The organism is Syntrophorhabdaceae bacterium, assembly GCA_036504895.1.
In the GTDB taxonomy this organism is placed as follows: domain Bacteria; phylum Desulfobacterota; class Syntrophorhabdia; order Syntrophorhabdales; family Syntrophorhabdaceae; genus PNOM01.
In genome coordinates, this window is sequence record DASXUJ010000093.1 from 1 (window position 1) to 24773 (window position 24773).

At 54.8% G+C, this 24773-nt stretch carries 23 protein-coding genes, 1 tRNA gene and 1 other RNA gene; 18 read left to right on the plus strand and 7 right to left on the minus strand.

Features of this window, described 5'->3' with window-relative positions; translation table 11 throughout:
- A partial coding sequence (locus VGJ94_13340; GenBank protein HEY3277598.1) for a hypothetical protein occupies positions 1-2001 on the minus strand: 2001 nt, incomplete at its 3' end.
- Between the two features lie 140 nt (positions 2002-2141).
- Here VGJ94_13340 and VGJ94_13345 point away from each other — a divergent pair.
- The 13 genes from VGJ94_13345 to hemW all read left to right on the plus strand — a co-directional run bounded on the left by VGJ94_13345 (position 2142) and on the right by hemW (position 17150).
- The gene (locus tag VGJ94_13345; protein ID HEY3277599.1) at positions 2142-3719 is read left to right on the plus strand and encodes a sigma 54-interacting transcriptional regulator; all 1578 of its coding nucleotides are present in this window, start codon (positions 2142-2144) and stop codon (positions 3717-3719) included.
- Positions 3720-3990: 271 nt separating this feature from the next.
- The gene (gene nifH / locus VGJ94_13350; GenBank protein ID HEY3277600.1) at positions 3991-4815 is read left to right on the plus strand and encodes a nitrogenase iron protein; all 825 of its coding nucleotides are present in this window, start codon (positions 3991-3993) and stop codon (positions 4813-4815) included.
- Between the two features lie 36 nt (positions 4816-4851).
- Entirely contained in the window at positions 4852-5205 is a 354-nt protein-coding gene (locus tag VGJ94_13355; protein ID HEY3277601.1) for a P-II family nitrogen regulator, read from the plus strand.
- Positions 5202-5582: a P-II family nitrogen regulator gene (locus VGJ94_13360; GenBank protein HEY3277602.1), complete on the plus strand. Its 381-nt coding sequence runs from the start codon at positions 5202-5204 to the stop codon at positions 5580-5582. The genes VGJ94_13355 and VGJ94_13360 overlap by 4 nt, the downstream gene beginning before the upstream one ends.
- 21 nt (positions 5583-5603) lie before the next feature.
- Positions 5604-7268, plus strand: coding sequence for a nitrogenase molybdenum-iron protein alpha chain (nifD, locus tag VGJ94_13365; protein ID HEY3277603.1), 1665 nt, complete (start codon positions 5604-5606; stop codon positions 7266-7268).
- A gap of 15 nt (positions 7269-7283) precedes the next feature.
- Positions 7284-8660: a nitrogenase molybdenum-iron protein subunit beta gene (gene nifK, locus VGJ94_13370; GenBank protein HEY3277604.1), complete on the plus strand. Its 1377-nt coding sequence runs from the start codon at positions 7284-7286 to the stop codon at positions 8658-8660.
- 27 nt (positions 8661-8687) lie between these two features.
- Positions 8688-10094, plus strand: a complete 1407-nt coding sequence (nifE, locus tag VGJ94_13375; protein HEY3277605.1) for a nitrogenase iron-molybdenum cofactor biosynthesis protein NifE — start codon at positions 8688-8690, stop codon at positions 10092-10094.
- Positions 10095-10139: 45 nt separating this feature from the next.
- Complete coding sequence (locus tag VGJ94_13380) at positions 10140-11531, plus strand: nitrogenase component 1 (protein ID HEY3277606.1); 1392 nt, start codon at positions 10140-10142, stop codon at positions 11529-11531.
- 10 nt (positions 11532-11541) lie between these two features.
- Entirely contained in the window at positions 11542-12801 is a 1260-nt protein-coding gene (locus VGJ94_13385; protein ID HEY3277607.1) for a radical SAM protein, read from the plus strand.
- Positions 12802-12849: 48 nt separating this feature from the next.
- Entirely contained in the window at positions 12850-13158 is a 309-nt protein-coding gene (locus tag VGJ94_13390) for a (2Fe-2S) ferredoxin domain-containing protein (protein ID HEY3277608.1), read from the plus strand.
- Positions 13159-13270: 112 nt separating this feature from the next.
- Entirely contained in the window at positions 13271-14059 is a 789-nt protein-coding gene (locus tag VGJ94_13395) for an alpha/beta fold hydrolase (GenBank protein HEY3277609.1), read from the plus strand.
- A 117-nt stretch (positions 14060-14176) separates the two neighbouring features.
- Complete coding sequence (lepA, locus tag VGJ94_13400) at positions 14177-15973, plus strand: translation elongation factor 4 (protein HEY3277610.1); 1797 nt, start codon at positions 14177-14179, stop codon at positions 15971-15973.
- Positions 15966-17150 (plus strand): radical SAM family heme chaperone HemW, encoded by a 1185-nt coding sequence (gene hemW, locus VGJ94_13405; GenBank protein ID HEY3277611.1) that lies wholly within the window; start codon positions 15966-15968, stop codon positions 17148-17150. Before lepA ends, hemW begins: the two co-directional genes overlap by 8 nt.
- Here hemW and VGJ94_13410 read toward each other — a convergent pair.
- Positions 17147-17653 (minus strand): putative metallopeptidase, encoded by a 507-nt coding sequence (locus VGJ94_13410; protein HEY3277612.1) that lies wholly within the window; start codon positions 17651-17653, stop codon positions 17147-17149. The genes hemW and VGJ94_13410 overlap by 4 nt on opposite strands.
- 222 nt (positions 17654-17875) lie before the next feature.
- Between VGJ94_13410 and VGJ94_13415 the strand changes: the two genes are divergently transcribed.
- The 3 genes from VGJ94_13415 to VGJ94_13425 all read left to right on the plus strand — a co-directional run bounded on the left by VGJ94_13415 (position 17876) and on the right by VGJ94_13425 (position 19984).
- Entirely contained in the window at positions 17876-18433 is a 558-nt protein-coding gene (locus tag VGJ94_13415) for a peptidylprolyl isomerase (protein HEY3277613.1), read from the plus strand.
- 157 nt (positions 18434-18590) lie between these two features.
- A complete protein-coding gene (locus tag VGJ94_13420) occupies positions 18591-18839 on the plus strand; it encodes a hypothetical protein (protein ID HEY3277614.1) in 249 nt (82 codons plus the stop codon).
- Positions 18840-18928: 89 nt separating this feature from the next.
- On the plus strand, positions 18929-19984 hold the full coding sequence (locus tag VGJ94_13425; GenBank protein ID HEY3277615.1) for a DUF933 domain-containing protein: 1056 nt from the start codon (positions 18929-18931) through the stop codon (positions 19982-19984).
- A gap of 84 nt (positions 19985-20068) precedes the next feature.
- Here VGJ94_13425 and VGJ94_13430 read toward each other — a convergent pair whose 3' ends face one another.
- On the minus strand, positions 20069-21016 hold the full coding sequence (locus tag VGJ94_13430; protein HEY3277616.1) for a radical SAM protein: 948 nt from the start codon (positions 21014-21016) through the stop codon (positions 20069-20071).
- A 103-nt stretch (positions 21017-21119) separates the two neighbouring features.
- On the opposite strand from VGJ94_13430, the gene VGJ94_13435 reads away from it, so the two are divergent.
- Both VGJ94_13435 and VGJ94_13440 read left to right on the plus strand, forming a co-directional pair.
- A tRNA-Val gene (locus VGJ94_13435) sits at positions 21120-21196 on the plus strand.
- 20 nt (positions 21197-21216) lie between these two features.
- Positions 21217-21969: a YebC/PmpR family DNA-binding transcriptional regulator gene (locus VGJ94_13440; protein ID HEY3277617.1), complete on the plus strand. Its 753-nt coding sequence runs from the start codon at positions 21217-21219 to the stop codon at positions 21967-21969.
- 40 nt (positions 21970-22009) lie between these two features.
- Here the strand turns inward: VGJ94_13440 and recR are convergent, their stop codons facing one another.
- The 4 genes from recR to ffs all read right to left on the minus strand — a co-directional run bounded on the left by recR (position 22010) and on the right by ffs (position 24744).
- The gene (recR, locus tag VGJ94_13445; protein ID HEY3277618.1) at positions 22010-22606 is read right to left on the minus strand and encodes a recombination mediator RecR; all 597 of its coding nucleotides are present in this window, start codon (positions 22604-22606) and stop codon (positions 22010-22012) included.
- A gap of 2 nt (positions 22607-22608) precedes the next feature.
- The gene (locus VGJ94_13450) at positions 22609-22923 is read right to left on the minus strand and encodes a YbaB/EbfC family nucleoid-associated protein (GenBank protein ID HEY3277619.1); all 315 of its coding nucleotides are present in this window, start codon (positions 22921-22923) and stop codon (positions 22609-22611) included.
- Between the two features lie 15 nt (positions 22924-22938).
- Positions 22939-24528, minus strand: coding sequence for a DNA polymerase III subunit gamma/tau (gene dnaX / locus VGJ94_13455; protein HEY3277620.1), 1590 nt, complete (start codon positions 24526-24528; stop codon positions 22939-22941).
- A 118-nt stretch (positions 24529-24646) separates the two neighbouring features.
- Positions 24647-24744, minus strand: an RNA gene (gene ffs, locus VGJ94_13460) — signal recognition particle sRNA small type.
- Positions 24745-24773: the final 29 nt, after the last annotated feature.

Sequence of the window (24773 nt, forward strand, 5' to 3'; positions counted from 1 at the left end):
CTGTCTCAGGGAGAGGATCTCTATAATTCTCAGGCGGGGAACGGTCACGATCTCTTTCAAAACCCTGCCATGGCCCTTGGGCGCGTTGGTTAAACCTGCCAGGGCCGAAAGGGTCTCCATGGTCTTCTCGTCGAGGACCTGGATCTTCCCGTTGTGACTGATTATCCCCTTCCTCTTCAGGGCCTGCTCCCATACTTCTCTACCTATAGTCTCCCCATTGCAGCGGATTTCGGGGCGGATCTCGAACCAGTCAATGGAACCCTCCCTGGCATCCAGCTCGAATTCCCATGAAGCCCTGTCAACAAGGCAGCCTTCAAGATGAACCTCGATCCCCTGTTTCTCTGCCGCTTCAATCAAGAGGTGGAGGCGGCCCAGAAACTCTTCTTCCTTCGAAGTCATTGCGGATTGATCCAGGATAACCCGCTCGAACAGCACGGGGCCGAATATTTCGTAAGGGATGGAAAAGAGGGCAAGCTCCCGCTCTCTGTCCAGCTCGATAAAAAGCCATCCTTTTTCGGTAAGGTGCAGACGGACGACCTCGGTACTCCATTCCGCGAGGGATTCCCTGACAAGTCTTCTCGCCAGCGTTGCGAATTGAGGTTTCCCGAAGGTCCTTTCATTGATTGCCTTCTTGAGCTTCTCATCGAGCAGTTTACGGTTCTCCCGTAGAGAAAAGGATTGAAAGAACATCTCGTAAAGGATCGGCTTTCTCTTCTTTGTTCTAAGGGAGAGGGGGATTTTGCCCCATTCGATCGCTTTTATAAAGGTCAGGGCTTTTTGCGAGGAGGGAAAGCGTTGATCCCCTATCCTGCACACAGTATTTAAAACGAATTCACCGTTCTTCTTATTGCTTCTCGTCACCGAGATTTCATACCCTTCCGCCTTGAGAATTGAAGGCGCCGCAGGCTCGCCTCTCACCTTAAATACCGCGCCGGGAAAAGGATTTCCGCCTTCGGGTTTATTGAAAGAAACCTGGAACCTCGTAAAAATATCGGTGGGGATCCTCAGAACCCGGTCCCCTGTTTCCCGGATGCCTGCCGAAACCCGGAGATCCCTCAGACTTGCGTCCCTGAGCGCCTTCCACAGCTCCCAGCCACTACGGTCTTTCATGTAACACATCTTGGTCCGTTCAGTATTCAGCGCGAAATTGCCCATGAGGGTCGCGGGAAAGGGATCGTCTCCCAGGGAGCACCTTTTTGTCACGAGCACTTCTTCCCCCCGCGCATCGATTTCGGTCCAGGTACGATAGGGTGTGTGCTCGCTCCAGTCCACGAGGTGAGATTCCGTTCCTTCGCGAAAGATGATATCGTAGGTATTGCCGCACTTCTTCAAGAGTATCGAAAGAGGAACGGACATATCCTCCCTGCGCGAAAATGCCACCAGATATCCAAGCTCGGAAGGAAGGGAACGGGCATGCGAGCCCGTTTCAATCCTCTCTCCGTCATTCTCGACGTAGGCTTTTAACCTGCCCCTGTCTTCTTCGACAACAATCCGATAGAGAGGCGCCTTCATTCCCCTGGCGGTCTTCCAAGGGCCATCCTTGGCTACATTTCCCCCGTTAATCGGGATCCCATTGTTTTCAGACCGGGACTCACTTTCTCCTTCAGGAGCGTGTTTGAACAGCCCTGCCCTCAGGCGGTCCTGATAGAGGGGGTTCTCCACGGTCATTCTGAAGAGATTGGGTTTAAGGAGGTGAATGACGGTAAGAAGGGCGCATACCACATGCTCGCACTTTCCCAGAGACTGAAAAGTCCTGCAGCCGCATCGCGGCGCCGCCTTTCCTTCCCCCTGAGAGAAACGCACCGCTACAGCCGCCCCGTCTTCCACGACCACAACGAGAGAGCTCTCCCCGCCATCCCAGAGAATCTCGCCCACCCTGAATCCGGTATAGAGCTTGAACCCCCTCACAATCTCCTTTTTCCCTGCATCGGTATACACAGTATTGGGAGGGAGCTCTTTCAATGCATCAAGAAGCAGCTTTTCAGAATCATTTAAAGGCATAGGTAAATTTTGGCTCAAACCATGATGTATATCATGAAACCGGTTCGTTTTCAATACATTCGGCAATTTTCTCCTTTCCCGTCCGCTCCTGGGCAACTGGATTTGGGGAAGGAAATGAAGTAGACTTTGAAGATCGATCCATGGCGGAAAATAAGGTATCCCGAGAACTGAAAGAGCTTTCCCTGCTCTTCGAAATCAGCACAAAATTGAGTGAAACCCTCGATCTCAAGCGGGTGCTGCAACCTATCCTCCAAATGACGGCCGAGCGCATGGAGATGCTCAGGGGGACCCTCACCATTCTCAACAGGACACGGGGCGAGATCATCATTGAAGAGGCATACGGGCTGAGCCCTGAGGAGCGGGCAAAGGGGAAGTATCGCATGGGCGAGGGCATCACCGGCAAGGTGATCGACACGGGGCAGCCCGCAATTATCCCAAGGATCTCGGACGAGCCCCTTTTTCTGGACAGGACCGGGTCGAGAAAGGAGACGAATAAAGAGGACATCACCTTTATATGCGTTCCGATAAAACTCGGCAGCGAAGTAATCGGCGCCCTTTCCGTTGACCGTCTCTTTAGCGAAAAGATATCCTTAAAAGAGGATGTGCGGCTCCTCACCATCATCGCCTCTACGATTTCCCAGGCGGTACGCCTGAGGCAGCTCGCCCAGGAGGAGATCGAGAAGGTCCAGGAAGAGAATCAGCGCCTCCAGGATGCGCTGAAGACCCGATACGGACCCAAGGCCATCGTGGGCAACTCGAAGGTCATGCGTAACCTCTATACTCTTATCGAGCAGGTATGCCGGACGAACACCACGGTTTTAATCCTCGGCGAGAGCGGCGTGGGCAAGGAGCGGGTGGCCCATGCAATCCATTATAATTCGAAACGGGCGGATAAACCTTTCATAAAGGTAAATTGTGCGGCCCTGCCTGAGTCCCTCATCGAAAGCGAGCTCTTCGGCCATGAAAAAGGGGCCTTTACCGGGGCTACGTCCGTCAGAAAAGGACGTTTCGAGGTTGCCGATCAGGGCACATTGTTTCTCGATGAGATCGGAGACCTCCCCCTGCCCGTACAGACGAGACTGCTCAGGGTCCTCCAGGAAAAAGAGTTCGAGCGCGTGGGCGGCAATACCACGATCACGGCGAATGTGCGGATTATCACCGCCACCAATAGAAATCTCGATCTCCTGATGCAGGAAGGCAAGTTTAGAGAAGATCTCTACTACCGTCTCAACGTCTTTCCCATACTTGTCCCTCCCCTCAGGGAGAGGAAGACGGACATCATGCTCCTCACCGACCATTTTATAGATAAGTATTCAAAGGAGCACGGAAAGCAGATACTTCGCATCTCGATCCCCGCAACCGACATGCTCATGAATTACCATTGGCCAGGCAACGTGCGGGAGCTCGAGAATTGCATAGAGAGAGCCATCATCCTCTGTACGGATGGGGTGATTCAGAGTTACCACCTTCCGCCCAACCTTCAGAAAATGGAGGAGAATGAGTCCGGCGAAAAAGGCGGGGCTTTTAAGGAAATCATGGTCAACCTGGAACGGGAGATCATCATCCATGAGCTGAGACGGGCGAGAGGCAATATGGCCCGGGCAGCGCGGGCCCTCGGTATCACGGAGCGTATGATGGGACTGAGGATCGCGAAATATCGGATCATTCCGGGGGATTTCAAGCTCCCCCTTCCTAAAAAGGAAAATGAAACCGCCTGATGATACCCTTCCCCCATCCGGACTTATAAATCCCACCTAAATGTAGGCCATGAAACAATAATCCTACGTAAATGTAGTTCTTCTCGAGGCACCACTCATCTCCCCTTCCGTGAAAAAGCCTTGCCCCTGAAAGTCGTCTGTTCCGTAACTTGCTACTATAATGATCTTTTTATCTCCTCCCATCTCCGTCCGTCTCCTCACCCTTGTCCCGGCACGATTCTTGAGTAGAGAAGAATAGCCGGTACACATAGTGTACGAAAGGAGAAGAGAGATGAGAAAAATAGCAATCTATGGAAAAGGCGGCATCGGCAAATCGACGACCACTCAAAACACCGTTGCGGCCCTGGCGGAGATGGGGAAGAAGATCATGATCGTGGGCTGCGACCCTAAAGCGGACTCGACCCGCCTCATGCTCGGTGGCCTGTCTCAAAAGACCGTTCTCGATACGCTGCGGTCCGAAGGCGAGGACCTCGACCTCGAGGATCTCGTGAAGATCGGATTCAAAGGGACCCGATGCGTGGAATCGGGAGGGCCCGAGCCCGGCGTGGGGTGTGCGGGCAGGGGCATCATCACCTCCATCAATCTCCTCGAGCAGCTCGGCGCCTATTCGGACTCGATCGGTCTCGACTACGCCTTCTACGACGTCCTGGGCGACGTGGTCTGCGGAGGGTTCGCCATGCCCATCCGGGACGGCAAGGCCAAGGAGATCTATATCGTCGTATCGGGCGAGATGATGGCCATGTATGCCGCAAACAACATCTGCAAAGGCATAGTCAAGTTCGCCGAGGCGGGCGGCGTGCGCCTGGGCGGGCTCATCTGCAACAGCCGCAAAGTGGACAACGAGAAGGAGCTTATCCAGGCTCTCGCAGACAGGCTGGGGACCCAGATGATCCACTTCGTTCCCCGGGATAATGTGGTACAGAGGGCTGAGATCAACAGAAAAACGGTGATCGATTTTGAGCCCGGCGCCGGACAGGCGGACGAATACAGAAACCTCGCGAAGGCCATCGACGGAAACGACATGTTCGTCATACCGAAGCCCCTTGACATGGAAGAGTTGGAAGCGGTCCTCATCAAATACGGTGTGGACCAATAACCGGGCCTTGCCTGAATCGAAAGGAGGAGAAGAAGGATGCTGATGATAAGAGCGATAGTGAGACCGGAAAAGGTAGATGCCGTTCTGGAGCAGCTCATGGTAGAAGGATTTCCCGCGGTCACGAGGATGAGCGTCTCCGGCCGGGGCAAGCAGAGAGGCATCAAGATCGGGGACGTCACCTATGACGAAATACCCAAAGAGCTGCTCATCATGGTGGTTCCCGAGGCAGACAGGGACCTGGTGGTCAAGACGGTAATGGGGGCGGCCCGGACAGGTGACAAAGGCGCCTTTGGTGACGGCAAGATCTTCGTCTCCCCGGTCGATGAGGAGTATACGGTCAGCTCCGGCATCAGGGAGACCTCGGCCGGCACCGAGGAGGTTGCCCTATGAAAGAGATCATGGCCGTGATCAGGATGAACAAGATGAACCAGACCAAGAGGGTTCTTCTTGAAGCGGGCATTTCGTCCATGCACGCAAGGGAATGTCTCGGACGGGGCAAGGGCCTCGTTGACCTCGATGTCCTCAAGGGAGCGGAACAGGGATATGAGGAGGCGATCTCCCAGCTCGGCAACACGCAGAGGCTCATTCCCAAAAGGATGATAACCGTGGTGGTCCCCGATAAACTGGTGGGAAAGACGGTGAGCGCCCTCATCGCAATCAACCGGACCGGCAAGCAGGGGGACGGCAAAATATTCGTCCTTCCCGTCCATGACGCAATCCGCATCAGGACCGGGGAGACGGGCGACGAGACGCTCGATGAAGCGTAGGTTGCGAAAGGAGGAAGACCCATGACCATAAAAACCGATAAAGAACCCGCCATGAGAGCTGACCGGGAAGCAGACCTCGCGGAGGTGAGAAAGGAGATACTCGACAAGTACCCGGTGAAAGTCGCGCGCAGACGGGCAAAACAGATTGTCGTGAACAAGGTCGCCCCCGACGGGACGGTACCCGAGATCCTCTCCAATACACGGACCATCCCGGGCATCCTTACCATGAGGGGCTGTGCGTATGCCGGCTGCAAGGGTGTGGTGCTCGGTCCTACGCGGGACATCCTGCAGATCACCCACGGCCCCATAGGCTGCGGTTTCTACAGCTGGCTTACCCGGCGCAACCAGACCAGGCCCGAACGCAGCGAGGACCAGAACTTCATGACCTACGCTATGTCCACGGATATGCAAGAAGAGGAGATCATCTTCGGTGGCGAAAAGAAGCTGAAGAAAGCCATAGAGGAGGCCATCGAACTCTTTCACCCCAAGGCCATCGGCATCTTCTCGACCTGTCCCGTCGGTCTCATAGGGGACGATATCCACGCGGTGGCGCGGGAAATGGAGGAGAAGTACCCTGATGTCAATATCTTCGGCTTCAGCTGCGAAGGCTATAAGGGCGTGAGTCAATCCGCCGGCCACCACATCGCGAACAACAAGGTCTTCACCGAGGTGGTGGGCCAGCTCGAAACCCCGAAGGAAGGACGGTTCAGGCTCAATATCCTGGGTGAGTACAACATCGGCGGGGATGCCTTCGAGATCGAGCGGATTACCGACAAGTGCGGGCTCACCCTCCACTCGACCTTCAGCGGCAACTCGGTCTACGACGAGTTTGCGAGCGCCCATACCGCCGACCTTAACGTGCTCATGTGCCACCGCTCTATAAACTATATGGCCGAGATGATGGAGAAACGCTACGGCATTCCATGGCTGAAGATCAATTTCATCGGCGCCAATGCCACGGCAAAATCACTCCGCAAGATCGCCGCCTATTTCGACGATCAGGGCCTCAAGGATGCCGTGGAAAAGGTGATTTCCGAGGAGATGGAGGAAGTGGAGAAGGTGCGCCTGGAGGTGAGACAGAGGTGCGAGGGAAAGCTGGCAATGCTCTTCGTCGGTGGATCGAGGGCGCACCATTACCAGGAGCTTTTCGCGGAGATCGGCATGAAAACCATATCTGCAGGGTATGAATTCGGCCACAGAGACGACTACGAAGGCAGAAAGGTCATTCCCTCGATCGTCATGGATGCGGATACGCGCAATATCGAGGAGCTTACCGTGGGGCCGGACGCCGAGCGATACAGGCCGCGAAAAGGCCCGGAGGAGCTGGAGGACCTCAGGGACAAGGGCGCGGTATTCTCCGAGTACGAGGGCATGATGGCGGAGATGGATGAGAACACCCTCGTCATCGACGACCTCAATCACCATGAAATGGAAGTCCTGATTGAGAGATATAAACCTGACGTATTCTGTGCAGGCATCAAGGAGAAGTACGTGATTCAAAAAGCCGGGATACCTTTGAAGCAGCTCCACAGCTATGACTACAGCGGACCTTATGCCGGGTTCAGGGGCGCCGTCAATTTCTACCGCGAGATCGACCGGATGGTCAATTCACACATCTTCCGGTTCGTGAAAGCCCCATGGCAGGAAAATCCCGAGTTGAGCGGCAGCTACGGGTGGAACGAGTAGAAAAAGGAGACGATCATGCTATTACGACATACCCCTGAGACAAATACGGAAAAAACAGCCCTTACGGTAAACCCGGCAAAGACCTGCCAGCCCGTGGGCGCCATGTACGCAGCCCTGGGCATCCACAACTGCCTCCCCCACAGCCACGGCTCCCAAGGCTGCTGCGCCTACCATCGGAGCGCCCTCACCCGCCATTACAAAGACCCCATTATGGCGACTACGAGCTCCTTCACAGAAGGCGCCTCCGTGTTCGGGGGCCAGGCGAATCTCATGGAGTCGATCCATAATATCTTCACCATCTATTCCCCCGACATCATCGCCGTCCATACCACGTGCCTGTCGGAGGTCATAGGGGACGACCTGAAACAAATCATCAACAAAGCAGCCGCCGAAGGGAAGATCCCCGCGGGAAAACGGGTCATCCACACGAACACTCCCAGCTTCAAGGGCTCTCACGTGACGGGTTTTGCCAACATGACCCAGAGCATGGTCCAGTACCTTTCGGAATCCACGGGAAAGAAAACGGGCAGGATCAACGTTATACCCGGATTCGTGGAGCCCTCCGATATGGAGGAAATCAAGAGGATTGCAGCGGAGATGGGCGTCAAGACGGTGGTATTCCCCGATACCTCGGGTGTGGTGAATAGCCCGCTGGAAGGGAAATTCCGCATGTATCCGAAGGGCGGGACCGTGGTCGAAGATATCATCAGCGCGGGGGACAGCACCGCGACCCTCGCGCTGGGCAGGCTCGCATCACTGCCCGCGGCAAAGCTCCTCGACACGAAATGCAAGGTCCCCCTCTTTCCCCTCGATCTGCCCATAGGCCTCCGTGCGACCGATGCCTTTGTAGACCAATTGCGGAAGACAGCGGGGGTGAGCGTCCCCGAAAGCATCATGGTCGAAAGGGGGCAGGTCGTCGACGTGCTCACCGACATGCACCAGTATTTTTACCGAAAGACAGCAGCACTCGTGGGTGATCCCGACCACCTTGTCTCCCTCGTCCAGTTCCTGACCGATCTGGATATGAAGATCACCTCCGTCGTCACCGGCACCCCGGGAGGCCCGAAGTTCGAAAAGGCGGTGCGCGCATGCACGGGCGACGAGACCTTCGTCAAAAGCGGCGCCGGGGCCGATATGTTTCTTTTCCATCAGCTCGTGAAACAGCGGAAGCCGGACCTTATCTTCGGCAACACCTATGCGAAATACATCGCCCGGGACGAGGATATCCCCCTCATCCGCATCGGCTTCCCCATCTATGACCGGGTAGGCCACCAGTACTTTCCGATTGTCGGGTATCGCGGGGCCCTGCGGCTCCTCGAAAAGATATTGACCGCCCTGCTCGACCGACAGGACCGGGATGCGCCGGAAGAGAGCTTCGAGCTGGTCATGTGAAAACCGAAGAGGGCTGAAGGAGGAGCAATGATAGAGATCCTGAAGGAAAGAGAGCAGCAGGTATATGAAAAGGGCGAATCCCGATTCGACCTTGCCTGCGAAAAGCCGAGCCTTGCCGGCTCGGTGAGCCAGCGGGCCTGCGTATTCTGCGGCTCCAGGGTTGTCCTTTATCCCATAGCAGATGCGCTCCATCTCGTCCATGGACCCGTAGGTTGCGCCGCATACACCTGGGACATCAGGGGCTCCGTCTCGTCGGGGCCCGAGCTCCACAGGATGAGCTTCTCCACGGACCTTTCGGAGCGGGAGGTGATCTACGGCGGAGAGAAAAAGCTCTACGCCGCCCTCACCGAACTGATTGAGGCATATAAACCCCGGGCCGCCTTCGTCTATGCCACCTGCATTGTCGGCCTTATCGGAGACGACGTGCAGGCAGTATGCGCCAGGGTGGAGGCAGAGCAGGCCATCCCCGTGATCCCCGTCCATTCCGAAGGGTTCAGGGGCAGCAAAAAGGACGGGTACAGGGCAGCCTGCGAGGCCCTCTTCCGTCTGGTCGGCAAGGATGACGAGACCCCGCTCTCGCCGCGAAGCATCAACATCCTCGGCGATTTCAACTTGGCGGGCGAGACGTGGATCATTAAGGAGTACTACCGCCGTATGGGCGTGGAGACGGCGTCGTGCATCACCGGCGACGGCAGGGTCGGCGAGATAGGGCGGTCTCACCGGGCATCCCTCAACGTGGTCCAGTGCTCCGGCTCCATGACCTACCTCGCCCAGCTCATGAAGAAGACCTATCACATCCCTTTCAAGAGGGTCTCCTATTTCGGCATAGAGGATACCGCCGAAGCCCTCTACACCGTGGCGCGCCATTTCAAAGACGCGCAGGTGCTCCGCAACACGGAAGAGCTCGTCGCAAGCGAGGTCCGCCGGATCTACCCGGAGGTGGAGCGATTCAGGACCTCCCTCGAGGGAAAGAAGGCTGCCGTCTACGTGGGCGGATCGTTCAAGGCCTTCTCTCTCGTAAAGGCCCTGCGCCACCTGGGTATAAAAACGGTCGTGGTCGGCTCCCAGACCGGGAACAAGGAGGACTATGACTATCTCGGAGAGATCTGCGATCCCGGCACGGTCATCGTGGACGACACGAACCCCCTGGAGCTCTCCCGATTTATGACGGAAAAGGATGTGGACCTCCTTATTGGCGGGGTAAAGGAGCGGCCCATCGCATACAAGATGGGAGTGGCCTTCTGCGACCATAACCATGAGCGAAAGATCGCGCTCGCCGGCTTCGAAGGGATGGTCAACTTTTCCCGCGAGGTTTATTCGAGCACCATGAGTCCCGTGTGGCAGTTCTCGCCTGCAAGGATAGGGCGTGAGGCAAGGACCGCCGTTGACGCCGACGTCGAATCGACGAAAGGCCATGGGGCCGCGCGGTGCTGACGGCTAAAGGTTAGACCCCTGGAAAACAGGGTAAGGTGAAGGGAAATGAAAGAGGCGCGAGACGTGACAAAATTGCAGGGTTCCGACAGCAAAGCGGGTAACTTCATCTCCACGAGGAACGCCTGCAAGCTATGCGCGCCACTGGGAGCGAGTATCGTCTTCAGGGGGATCGAGGGCTGCATTCCCCTCATTCACGGCTCCCAGGGATGCTCTACCTATATCCGCCGTTACGTCATAAGCCACTTTAAGGAACCCATCGATATCGCCTCATCCAATTTCAGCGAATCATCGGCTATTTTCGGAGGTGGCGACAACCTGAAAAAAGCCCTCGACAACGTGGGGCGCCAGTACCGGCCGGAGGTAATCGGCATCGCGACTACCTGCCTCTCCGAGACCATAGGCGACGACGTCGCTCTTTATCTGAACCAGTATAAGAAGGAAAAAGGAGGCGAACCCATACCCGTGCTCGTCCACGCATCGACACCGAGCTATCGCGGCACCCATATGGAAGGGTACCATGAGGCAATAAGAGCGGTGGTCGAGGCCCTCGCCGAAGGCGGTCCCCGCGCCCGTCACCTCAATCTTATCCCCGGCTTTCTCTCTTCAGAGGACTTGCGGCACCTCAAGGAGATCCTCTCTGCTTTTTCCACACCCTTCACCATGCTCCCCGATTATTCGGAGACCCTTGACGGGGAATCATGGTCTGAATACCAGAAACTCTCGACGGGCGGGACCACGAAGCAGGCGATCACGGGTATGGGAAGAGCCGTGGCCACGATTCACCTGGGAAAAAGCGCGGCAGGCCCGAATAACGCCGCCGCCCTGCTCCACGAGAAGTTCGGGGTCGAGGCGGACTACCTCTCCATCCCTATCGGGATCAGGCAGACCGATCTTTTCATGGACCTTCTGAGCGGGATTTCCGGCGTGCCCGTGCCCTCCCGATACCGGCGCGAAAGGGGAAGACTCGTCGATTCCTATATTGACGGACACAAATATGTCTTCGGCAAGCGGGCCGTCATTTATGGCGAGACCGATTTCGTGGTCTCCATGGCCTCCTTTCTCGACGAGATCGGCGTCGTCCCGGTCCTCTGCGCCACAGGGGCACGGACAGGCAGGTTCAGAGAACTTCTGTCCGAAGCAATCACCCATCGGCACGACGAAGTCTCGGTCTTTGAGGAGAGCGATTTCGCGGGTATCCTCGATGCCGGCCGGGCCATGGCGCCGGACATAATCCTGGGCAGCAGCAAGGGATACCGCCTTTCGAGGGAGCTCGGCATACCGCTGGTGCGTGTGGGGTTCCCCATCCACGACCGCATCGGGGGCCAACGGCTCCTCCACGTGGGATACAGGGGTACGCAGCAGCTTTTCGACCGCGTGGTAAACGGACTGATCGAGCACGCACAGACGGGCTCGGCCATAGGCTACAGCTACATATAAGGAGGGACCCATGGACCATACCGATCACCCATGTTTCAGCAAAGACGCCCGCCACAAGGTCGGACGCATACACCTGCCCGTGGCCCCCAAGTGTAATATGCAGTGCAACTACTGCAACCGGGACTTCGAATGCGTGAACGAATCGAGGCCGGGGGTGACCTGCAAGGTACTCACTCCCGTCCAGGCCGCGGGGTATCTCGATTCCGTTCTCGAAAGGATCGGAAATATCAGGGTCGTCGGCATTGCCGGTCCCGGAGACCCCTTTGCGAACGCTGAAGAGACACTCGAGACCCTCGCCCTCGTGAGAAGCCATTATCCCGAGATGATCCTTTGCCTCGCCACGAACGGCCTCGAGCTCTCCCGCTACGTCAATGACCTCGCGGACCTTAACCTGAGCCATGTGACCGTAACCGTAAATGCCGTCGATCCGGCTATTGGAAAGGCTATCTATGCGTGGGCAAGGCGGGATAAAAGAATGTACCGCGGGGAAGAGGCGGCGGGAGTAATCCTCGAAAGCCAGATTGAAAGCATACGGAAGCTTAAAGAAAAGAAGATCACCGTAAAAGTGAATACCGTCGTCATTCCCGGGATTAACGACCACCAGGCGGGAGCCGTTGCCCGCCGCGTCTCCGGGTTGGGGGCGGACATCATGAACTGCATACCCCTCTACCACGTGGCAGGCACGCCCTTCGAGGCCCTTACGCCGCCCTCGCCCGAAAGAATGAAAGCGGTCCGTGAAGATGCAGGGGCTACCATGCCCCAGATGGGCCACTGCGCGCGCTGCCGTGCCGACGCCGCGGGTCTTATCGGCGAGCCTCACAAAGAGGAGATCGTCCGTCTTCTCGAAAAGGCCTCCCTGTCCCAATCGTCAGAGGAAAAACTTTATGTCGCGGTTGCGAGCATGGAGGGGTTCTTCGTGAATCAGCACCTCGGGGAGGCCGCCGCCCTTTGGATATACGGCATAAAGGACGGCAAAGCGGATCTGATCGAGAGACGCCCTACCCCTGCCGCCGGGAGCGGCCCTTCGAGGTGGAGCCGGCTCGCGGAGTCGCTCGCTGACTGCAACACCGTCCTGGCGAGCGGTATCGGCCCCCATCCGCAGACCGTGCTCAAGAAGGCGGGCATAGAAGTAGTGGTCATGGAGGGCCTCGCCGCGGAGGGAGTGGAGGCAGTACTCGGGAAGAGGGAGATACCGAAGATCCTGCTCCGGACTGCAGGAAGATGCGGTATCGGCGGACAGTGTAAGGGCAACGGCATGGGCTGCGGCTGATGCCCGGCTTCCGTTGCGGCCCGGACCTGATATAAGGAGGATAGAGAAATGAAGAAGGCGAAACATCATATCTTTGTATGCGGAAGTTTCAGGGCAAACGGCACCCCCCAGGGGGTCTGCAGCAAGAAAGAGTCGATGCAGCTCCTCCAGTACCTCGAGCAGGAGCTTTCCGACCGGGGCTTATCTGATGTGCTCGTATCGGGAACAGGCTGCCTCAAGGTCTGCGACCGGGGCCCCGCCATGGTTGTCTATCCCGAAAACTGGTGGTACGGCGGTGTAGAGGGCACGTCCGAGATTGACGACATTCTCGACGCCCTCGAGGAGGGGAGACCGGCAGAAAAGTATATCCTTACCTGATACGGAGGCGCTGCTAACCCCATCCTCTCCTTGCATAAGGGACCGCAATATGAGATAATAGAAAGTATTCCGCAGACTTTCGATGCGAAAACCTTATGTAAAGGAGAGAGGGATGCCCGATTATACCGAAATCGATAATTCATCGGCTTTGGATTACATCTTTTATCCCAGGGAGTCAATGAGCCCGCCTCCCCCGTACGGCTTCGACATAATGGCGCCCGCGGCGGAAGGCATTTCCCTGTGCTGCCGCTTTTATCAGGGGGACAAGGAGTGGCCGTGGATCCTCTTCTTCCATGGCAACGGTGAAGTCGTAGGCGATTACGATGAATTGTCACGCTTTTATTTCAAGCAGAAGATAAACCTGGTGGTGACCGACTACAGGGGGTACGGCAAGAGCGGAGGCTCCCCTACGGTCACGGCCATGCTCGCCGATGCCCACGTCATATTCCGGGCCGTAGGCGACGAGCTGAAGGCAAGGGGCCTCATGAGCAGGTTCTGGATCATGGGGAGGTCACTGGGAAGTCTTTCGGCCATGGAGCTTGCCCATCATTATCAGGACGTCATTCCCGGCATCATCGTGGAGAGCGGTTTTTTGAGCGTCACGAGAATACTTCACCATCTCGATGTGCCCACGGGGCAGATCGACCTCGAAAAGATCGACCGGGCGCAGGTCGAAATGGCGCGCACCATAACCCTGCCCGTCCTCATTATCCACGGAGAATACGATAACATAGTCCCTATGGGCGAGGCGGAGGATCTCCGCGATACGATAAAGTCCGAAGAGAAGCAGCTCCTCGTGATACCTGCAGCAGATCACAATGACGTCATGTTTGTCGGTCTCAACGAATATTTTAAGGCCATCCGCGCCTTTCTCGACCGGACCGGCGCCACGGCAAAGTAAATCGATATCTCCCCGCCCCAATGGATCCCGGGGCAGGTAACCAGACGGCCGTCCGACAGGTGAACCCCACCGGACGAAGGGCCGGACTATCACTCTTTATTTGAAGGCTAAAGACAGATGAAACAGATAAGAAACTTCAGCATCATCGCCCACATCGACCATGGCAAGTCCACCCTTGCCGATCGCCTGATACAGAACGCCCACCTCGTGGAGGACAGGCAGTTCCGGGACCAGATCCTCGATACCATGGACATAGAGCGGGAAAGGGGCATTACCATCAAGAGCCAGACCGTCAATATCCCCTACGTGAATAAAGGCGGTGAGGAATTCGAGCTGAACCTGATCGATACCCCGGGGCACGTCGATTTTTCCTACGAAGTATCGAGGGCCCTGGCGTCCTGTGAAGGGGTGCTCCTTCTCGTGGACGCCTCCCAGGGCGTGGAAGCCCAGACACTGGCGAACCTCTATGCCGCAATGGAGCATAATCTGGTAATTATCCCCGTAATAAACAAGATCGATCTGCCTTCGGCCGACATCGACCGGGTGAAAGACGAGATCGACCAGGAGCTCGGCCTCGATTCCGACCTCGCGATCCTCTGCTCGGCAAAGGAGGGTATAGGCATCGAGGAGATCCTGGAAGCCATAGTAGAGAGAATTCCTCCGCCCACGGGCGATATGGAGAAGCCCCTTTCCTCCCTTACCTTCGACGCCCACTATGATCCTTTCCGGGGCACTATCGTAAGCTGCCGCGTCTTTAACGGCGCCATCCGCCCCGGCGATATAATTCGCTTCATGTATAACGGCGCCACCTACAAGGTGGAAGAGACGGGTATCTTTCGTCTCAAGATGGAGCCGAGGAAGGAGCTTACCGCCGGCTCGGTAGGTTATATCATTGCGGGCATCAAAACCGTGAGTGACACCAGGATCGGAGATACGATCACCCTCGACCAGAATCCGGCCCCGGAGCCGCTCCCCGGCTTCAAGGAAGTCAAGCCCGTGGTCTTCTCATCCATCTATCCCATCGCCTCCGACGATTACCTCTCTCTCGCGGAAGCGCTCGAGAAATATAAGCTCAACGATGCGGCCCTCGTCTATCAGAAGGACTCCTCCGCTGCCCTCGGCCAGGGGTTCCGGTGCGGCTTTCTCGGACTCCTCCATCTGGAGATCGTGCAGGAGAGGCTCGAGCGGGAGTTCGACCAATCGATCATCCTCACCTCTCCGAGCGTCCAATATCGCTTCCTCCTTACTGACGGGACGATGATTACCGTGGACAACCCCCAGTACTATCCAGACCCGACGAAGATATCTAATGGTGAGGAGCCTTTCATCAGGGCGAGCATTCTCATACCGGAGCGCTATGTAGGCGCCGTGATGAAGCTCTGCATGGACCGGCGCGGCGTCGACTCCAAGTTGAGCTATCCGAGTCCGGGCAGGGTCGAGGTCACCTTTGACATGCCTCTCGCCGAGGTAGTCTTCGACTTTTATGACAAACTCAAGAGCATTACCCAGGGGTACGGCTCCTTTGACTACGAGATCATCGACTACAGGGAAAGCGAGCTTGTCAAACTCGATATCCTGGTCAACGGCGAGAAGGTGGATGCCCTTTCCATGATCATTCATAAAGAGAGGGCCCGTGAGCGCGCGGTCCGGGTCTGCGATAAGCTCCGGGACGAGATACCCAGGCAGCTTTTCAAGATTGCCATTCAGGGCGCAATCGGGGGCAAGATCATCTCCAGGTCGACAGTCTCCCCCTACAGGAAAGATGTAACGGCCAAGTGCTATGGCGGGGATATCAGCAGGAAAAGGAAGCTCCTCGAGAAGCAGAAAAAGGGAAAGAGAAGAATGAGCATGGTGGGCAATGTGGAGATACCCCAGAGTGCCTTCATGGCGGCCCTTAAGACCGACGATGAATGATCCGCCCGACCGGGCAGCATCTGCGGATACAGCGCCTATACCGGGTCTTTATATTCATGTTCCCTTCTGCGCAACCAAATGTCCTTACTGTGATTTCTATTCCGTCACTGATTCCGGCGGCATTCGCCGGTGGCTCGATTCCCTGGGGAGGGAGATGGAGCACTATGCCCCCCTCTTTCACTCCTTCGACTCTGTCTATGTAGGAGGGGGCACCCCTTCCCTTCTCGACGGACCCTCTTTCTCCCGTCTCTTCTCTCTCATCCGCCGCTTCTGCAATATCGCGGAAGATACGGAGATCACGGTGGAGCTCAACCCGGACGACGTCACCGAAGAACGGCTTGTTTACTATCGCTCTGCCGGCGTCAACAGGCTGAGTCTCGGCATCCAGTCCTTCTCCGACGAGGATCTGCTCTTCCTGAGAAGGCGGCATGATTCGAGACGCGCCATCGATGCCCTGAAAGCAGTCGGTCGCCTTGGATTCGATAATTTCGCTATCGATCTGATTTACGGAATAAAAGGACAGACAAAAGAACGCTGGAGGAAGACCCTCGATCAGGCAATAGCCTTTGGACCGGCTCACCTGTCATGCTACCAGCTCACGCTCGAAGGCGACACGCCTTTCGGGAAACTGGCGGGTAAGGGGATTCTCAAGCCCCTCCCCGAATCCACGGAAAGGCGCTTTTTTCTCGATACTTCAAGGTTTCTCGAAAAACAGGGCTTCATTCACTATGAAATCTCCAATTTTGCCCGTTCACAAGAGCTCATCTCCCGGCACAATAGTAAATACTGGAATCATACGCCCTACCTGGGACTCGGTCCCGGCGCCCATTCCTTCCTGAATGGCAAAAGATGGTGGAATTTTCGCTCTCTCGATAAATATTGCGCCCATCTCGCCCAGGGAACGCTGCCCGTGGAAGATTCGGAAATCCTCACTATCGGGCAGACAAGGCTCGAAAGGCTTTATTTCGGATTCAGAACGCGGGGAGGGCTTCCCGTGGCCGACCTTCTCACGGACGAGCGCACGTCAAAGCTTCTTCATGGACTTAAGAATTCGGGATTTCTCAAAATCAGGAACGAACAGGTCTTTCTTACCCGAAAGGGATTCCTGGTGGCCGACAGGCTCCCCCTCCTCTTCGATATCGAACAGCTCTCGCCGGAGCAGATCTCCCGGAGTTAATATTCCTTTTTCTTCTTTTTGTTACGTGCCTCGGTAAGCTCTTCCTTCCTCTGTTCGTAGATGCCTTCCGTCAGGGCCCCTACCCTTTCATGCCATCTGGAATCATCTTTATTAAGGTCCAGCTCTTCGTAAAAATCCATAACGGAATGGTCCACCAGCTTATAAGGGTTCTCCTCAGAGTCTATGTCGAAATAGGCATGCCTCAGCTCGTGCCTGACTATTCTCACCTTGTCGTCCTTATCTATGGAATCCCAACAGGTTTTGTCGAGGGTGACGATATAGTCGTATCCCTCGATGGGGTCCACCCGGTCGATCGTAAGGAGGCGGAGCAGGTCATTTGTCTTCATGATCCTGCCCAGGGTTATTCTTCCGCCCGTAGTCCTTTTCTTGAGATCGAAAAGCATCTTGATTTTTGCGTTCTTCAGCTCGGGAAAATATTCCGACCGCACGTCCTTCAGCAAGTCGAGAACTTCCTCGGTCACTTCTTCAAATCTTAGCCCCATATGTATCCTCCTCCGTTCGATAAGCCTCACATCTTTAGACGGTGAAGATTATCATGGCTCAGCGATATATTTCAAGTCCGCAGGGGGCTCTCTCTCGCCCGGCCGTGACCCCCCGAAGCCCGGTGGGAGTTGATATTATTTACATAATGGTTTATAATTACACTTGATCGAGAAAAACCTGTTTCTTTTCTTTATCAAATCCCGAGCAACGAAAGGATCATCATGGAAATATCAAATCACAAAGCTGTGACTGTTCAATATACTCTAAAAGACGATACAGGCGAGATTGTCGACTCTTCAGAGGGTCGCGAGCCTTTGTTCTATATCCACGGGACCGATGGACTGCTTCCCGGCTTCGAAAAGGCTCTTGACGGCAAGACCAAGGGCGACGCAATTTCTTTCTCCCTCGCCCCCAAGGAAGGTTACGGCGAACGGAACGAGTCGCTGATTTTCAAACTCCCGCGGGAGAGGTTTAACGATATAGAGGACCTCAGGGAAGGCACCCAGTTCGCCGTGAATGGACCGCAGGGCACCATGGTCATGACCGCAATCGAGGTGGGAGACCAGGAAGTAACCCTCGACGGCAACCATCCCCTGGCAGGCAATACGCTTCATTTCAGCGTCGAGGTGCTCGATGTGAGGGATGCGACCGAGGAAGAACTCCAGGAGTCGCTCTCGAATACAGGGTGCGGTTGTGCATCCGATGGCCCGAGCGAGTGCGGCTGTGCATCCGATAGCCACGCCGACACCGGTTGCGGTTGCACGAGCTGCTCGGAATGACAGCTCTCGCGCAACAGGTAACACGCGTCTGATTCTTTAGCCGGTACATGAAGGTTATCGTGCTGCAAAATAGGTCCGGGAAAGGTGCGTCCCGGCCGAATTATTCTTTACGCGCCACATTCTTTAAAAATAAAAGCTTGTCGATGCAGGGGGCATTATGATGATAGGAAAAATCAACAGGAGCACGAGGGAACGTCTCATGGTTACCGTGGAGGACGTCAAGGGATCACAGGTTATCAACCTCGGTGTATATAAAATAATTAATGACGGCGAGCTTTCACCTACAAATGAGTTGATCGCGATTCCTTCGGATAAGCTGGGAATGGTAATCGAGCTGCTCAGAGAGGCCCAGAAAAAAATAGAGACGGGCACCCGAGCCCCCGCCCCGACCGCGCCCCAGCTCTAAAGCTTCGGATGCCCGGCCTGGTTTGAATACACACGACATTTCCGGTACCATTTTTACTGCAGTAAATACTATTAAGATGAGGAAAGGCCATGCACATCTCTATCATTGGCACCTCCGGCTCCGGTAAAACGACACTTTTTCAGGCTTTGAGCGGTATAAGAAGCGACGGCTCGGCCCACTCGCCGTCGCTGGCCGCCATCGATGTACCTGACGACCGTCTCGACGCGCTCGTGCCCCTTTTCAAGCCTAAAAAAACGGTCTATGCGAGGATAGAGCTTTCCGATACGCCGGCCATCGGAAAGGACGACCTCCGCAATGAGACGATACAGGCGAAGACAATCCAGCAGATGCGCCTGAGCGATGCCTTTCTCCTTATTCTCCCCCTTTACCAGCCTGAATTCGAAATGGATCCTTTTGCAGATTTTACCCTCATTTATAGCGAGTTTATCCTTTCCGACATGGCCCAGATCGAAACCCGCCTCGACAGGATCGGGAAACAGATGGGGAAGAAAGACAGCGCCCTGCTTCAGCAGGAAAAAGAGATGCTCGAGAAATGTCTCAACCACCTGAACGAGGAAAAACCACTTTCGACCCTCGACCTTCTCGATAAAGAGGGCAAAACATTCCGGGGGTTCCAGTTCCTTTCCCAGAAGCCCATGTTTGCAATGGTCAATTGTGCGGAAGAGACGCTCGCTGACGCGGATAAAGTCAAAGCCGAGCTCGGAGCGAGGATTCCTGCCCACATACCGCTCATCGTCGCCTGCGCCCGTCTGGAGGCCGAGCTTTCCCTCATGTCCGCAACGGAGCGGGATGAATATATGGAGGCTTACGAAATTAAAGAAGCCTTAAAACCCCGGATCATACGTCTCGCATATGAGACTCTCGGCCTGATCTCATTTTTCACGGTGGGAGAAGACGAGTGCCGCTCGTGGCCCATCAAGCGCGGCATGACCGCTCAGGAAGCCGCAGGGACCATCCATACGGATTTCTACAACAAATTTATTCGTGCCGAAACCGTCGGCTATGACGATTTCATGCGCGAAGGCGGGTTCGCGGGCTGCAAAAAAGCGGGCCTCTGGCGGCTCGAAGGCAAGACATACATCGTGCAGGACGGCGATATTCTCAACATCCGGGCCGGAAATTAACCAACTATTCCAGCGAAAGCCGCGCCCCGCCACAATTTACCCCCCTGTAGCTGTCTTCCCGTTTTTATGTACACAATTGGGTGCTTACGACTCCTGGCCCTCGGACTGAGGCTTCAGAAAATAGAGGATATCGCCCACGGCATAACTTTTCAGGACCCCCTCACGCTCGAGTACGTTCAGACGGTTTCTCAACGTCGCGGACGAGACGCCGGTAATCTTCACCATGTCATCGATACTCATGGATCTTCGTTCGAGGATTTCAAGGACCCTTTCCTCCCACGTCTCCGATTGACGGTCATCCCCGACCGCCTCATGGAAATCGCATATGATCTCGGTTTCCGCTCCGAGGAAGGCACGTACCTTCTCCAGAGCCTCCTTACCCATGGTCCCTTCAAGCTCCTCACATGGAGGCCGTGTCACCGTATTGAGCTGGATCTTTTCCGCGGCCAGGTCCGCAATAATCCCTTTGAACCGCCCAAGCTCTTCCGGTGAGTCGTTTATATCCTTCATGAGCATGATTTCAAGCCATACGGAACCCTTATAACCGGCCCTGAATGCCTTCAAACCTGCTATCACCGTATCGAGATCGATCGAGGGATGGGGCCGGTTAATCTTCCGGAAAATCTCCTCACTCGCCGCATCGAGTGAGGGCAGCACTACGTCGGCAGCCATAAGATCCCGGCGCACGTCTTCCCGATAGAGCAGGGAGCCGTTGGTGATTACCGCCACAGGGGTCTCCACGCGGCCCTTGACCTTACGGATGATTGAGCCCAGGTCTTTGTTCAGTGTAGGCTCGCCAGAGCCGGAGAAGGTGATGTAATCTACCCTGCCCCCGCCTTTCACGACCCTCACCACTTCATCTACAATCTCTTCAGGGTCGAAGAAGCTTTTCCTCTCGATCTCGAGTCTCGTAGTCTTCCCGATCTGGCAGTAGACGCAGTCGAAACTGCAATATTTAAAAGGAATAATGTCCACGCCCAGGGAAAAGCCGAGACGTCTCGAAGGAACGGGTCCGAATGTATATTTGCCCATCCCTTCATAATACGCGATTCCGTCAAAAAAAGTAAATAGAACCTGCCTGAGGTGGTCGTTTATATTGACATTTATCCCGTGATATACTAATAATAAACACACAGGGCGATTAGCTCAGATGGTTAGAGCGCTGGTCTCACATACCAGAGGTCGTTGGTTCGAATCCAATATCGCCCACCATATAACCTTCAGGGGGATTAATGTCGGGACACAGCAAGTGGAGTTCGATTAAACATAAAAAAGGCGCGGCAGACGCAAAGAGGGGTAAGATTTTTACCAAGTTGATCCGCGAAATCACCACCGCCGCAAGAATGGGTGGGGGAGATCCCGAGTCAAACTCGAGACTGAGGGTGGCTATCGTTCAGGCGAAATCCGAAAACATGCCCAAGGACAACATCGAAAAAGCCATCAAGAAAGGCACCAGCGTCGGCGAGGGCGGACAGAATTACGAAGAGCACATCTATGAAGGGTACGGCCCGGGCGGCACTGCCGTGCTTGTGGAGGCCCTTACCGATAATAAGCAGAGGACAACGGCCGAGGTAAGGCACGCATTTTCACGCCTGAACGGCAATATGGCGGAAGCCGGAAGTGTATCGTGGCAGTTCCATAAGAAGGGTCTCATTACTTTCGATAAGGCGGCCGTGGACGAGGATAAACTGATGGAAATTGCCCTCGAAGCAGGGGCTGAAGATATCTCCGATGAAGGCGATGAAATGGAAGTCACCACGGAATTGGCCGATTTCGAGAACGTGAAGAAGGTTTTTGACGAGAAAGGGCTCAAATATATCTCTGCCGAGATGACGATGGTCCCCCAGGCGTTTGTCAAACTCGAAGGCAAGCACGCGGAGACCATGCTCAAGCTGATGGAAGCCCTCGAGGATAGTGATGACGTTCAGCATGTATATGCCAACTTCGATATCTCTTCCGAGGAGCTGGATCGCCTGAGCCAGTAATTTCCTGCCGGGTCAGTTCTCTGAATCGTTGATCTTAAGACTATATATCTTTCCGATTTTCGAATGAGCTCTTGATGGTGAGGGGGTCGATGTAGACGATATCTCCTCCCACAGGCACGCCCGATGCAATGCGGGTGATTTTCACATCCAGAGATTTCAGGATTTCGCTGATGTAATGAGCGGTGGTATTTCCTTCGATATTCGGGTTAGTTGCCACTATAACTTCCTTTATCCCTTCCCTCTCGATTCTTTCCTTCAGCTCTTTTATCCTCACTTCTTCCGGCCCTATGCCTTCAATCGGATTTATCACCCCGTGGAGGATGTGATATCTGAAGACGCCGGGATTCGCCGTCTCCACGACCATCATATGGGATGACTCCTCGACCACGCATACCGTTGACCTGTCTCTCTTCACATCCGTACAAATCCTGCACGGGTCGGAATCCGTAATGTTGAAACAGACGCTGCACAGCTTTATTTTCTCTTTTACGTCCGTAAGGCTCGTCGAAAGCTCGGCAATGTAGCTTCCCTTGCTGTTTAGGAGAAAAAACGCAAGACGGGTCGCAGTCTTCCGGCCGATACCGGGAAGCTTCGCCAGGTTCTCTATGAGGCGCTCTATAGGTTCAGGATAATTCATCTTTACATGCCGAAAGGCAGCTGCATTCCACCGGTGATCTTCGACATCTCCTCCTGAAGCATGTCTCTCGATTTATTCAAACCTTCGTTGATCGCTGCCAGGACGAGGTCTTCGATCAGCTCTTTATCCTTTTCTTCCCAGACTTCATCGGCAATTTTAAGGGAAAGCACTTCCTGTTTGCCGTTCACCACGCACATCACCATACCGCCGCCGGATTGGGCTTCAATGGTCTTATTCCCCATTTCGTCCTGCATCTTCTGAAACTTTTCCTGCATCTTCTTGGCCTGGCTCAATAGCTGCCCCAACTGCTTCGACATAGCGCCTCCTTTATGCTATAGGTTGAATAAGGTTTCGGCTTCCTTTACAAAATCAAGAAGCCCGTTCTTCTTTACTTCTTCGCCTTCTTTAAAGATAAGCACCATTTCTTTGCCGTAAAATTCCTTCAGAAGCTCCCTGATCTCTTCTTTCTGGCTACCGTCGTCAATCATGGAGGCCTTCTGTTTCTCCATAAAGACCACATAAGCATCCCCTTCAAGCCTTACCTCGAGATTACTGAAAAGGCTGCCTACGAAAGGTTTCCTGGAGAGGAGGTACTTCACGAAGCCCTGGGCATCCAGCGGCCCCGAGGCAGCCCCCGATTCAATATCGGGCGTTATGGTTTTCACCTCGTCCCGGGGGCTGTATTTATGCTCCATGGGCTCCCGGACGACCGGCTCTATTCGCTCTTCATAATTGAAGACGACCGGCGACGCTTCCTTGCTGCCTTTTATCTCTTCGATTAATTGGTGGGACTCTTTTCTATCGAGATTGTCTATAGCCTTCTCCACATCCCGGAGCTTCAGGAGGTTGTAAAGGTTGATGTAGAGCACCTCAAGGGATACCTTGGGGAATATACCCTTCAAAAGGTCTTCCGCCTTCAGAAGATAGTGGAGCATATTCTGGATTTCATAATATTCAAGGCTCTCGGACAGGCTGGAGATCTTTCTTAGCTCTCCATCTCCCAGAAAAAGAAAGGAAGGAGCGCCGTCGCACACCTTTACCATAAGCATATTCCTAAGGATGAATACGAGCCCTTTATAGATCTGATATACATCGTTTCCATCGCTCAGGGCCTTCTCTATCGCCTCGAAACCCATCTTCAGGTTCCCTTCCACAACGGAGCTGACGATCCCATAGAGCAGGTCCTTTTCCACAATGCCTATTACGCTGACCACGTCCTTCTCCGAAATATGGGAGCCGCTATAGGCAATTATCTGATCGAGCAGGGATTCGGCATCCCTGAGCCCCCCGTCGGCCTCGGAAGCGATATATTGAAATACCCCGTCGTCATACGTTATTTGCTCATCCGCACAAATCCTCGTCAGCTGCTCCACAATATCGGCCTCGAGAATTCTCCTGAAGTCGAAACGCTGGCATCGTGACATGATGGTGTAAGGGATCTTCTGGGCCTCCGTGGTGGCAAGGATGAAGATGGAGTGGCCCGGAGGCTCTTCCAGGGTTTTCAAAAATGCATTGCGGGCCTCCGTGGTAAGCATATGGGCCTCATCGAGGATATAGACCTTGTACGTGCCCTTCATGGGCATATATCTGACCGTCTCGCGAAGCTCCTTGATATCGTCTATTCCCCGTGCCGAAGCCGCATCGATTTCAATTATATCGACAAAATTACCCGAATCGATGGCTATGCAGTTCTCGCATCCGTCACAGGGCTCCTCCGAAGTCCGGTTCGTGCAATTCACCGCCTTGGCCAGGATACGCGCCAGGGAGGTTTTACCGACACCCCTCGGTCCCGTAAAAAGATAGGCATGAGATATTCTGTTATATTTAATTGAATTTCTAAGGGTAGTTACAATATGGGGCTGGCCGACAACATCTCCGAACTTCTTCGGTCTCCATCTACGGGCGATAACGGTATAATTCACGGGCAACCACCTCTTTCAGCCTGTTTCTCAAGGCATCCAGCGATAAAAAGACCTTCGCGCCCCGTTTCCGACTTCTCATTTTTCGACTCGGATTTTCCCGTCACAGGTCCATTAATTAATATACCAGGCTACCTGCGGCACACGCGATAGCTACTACCGCTGCTTTCTTCCGAACCTGACGGGGTTTATAACCTCAACGTTGCGCAGGGCCTGGCATTCTTATACTCTATTGGCGGAGAGAGAGG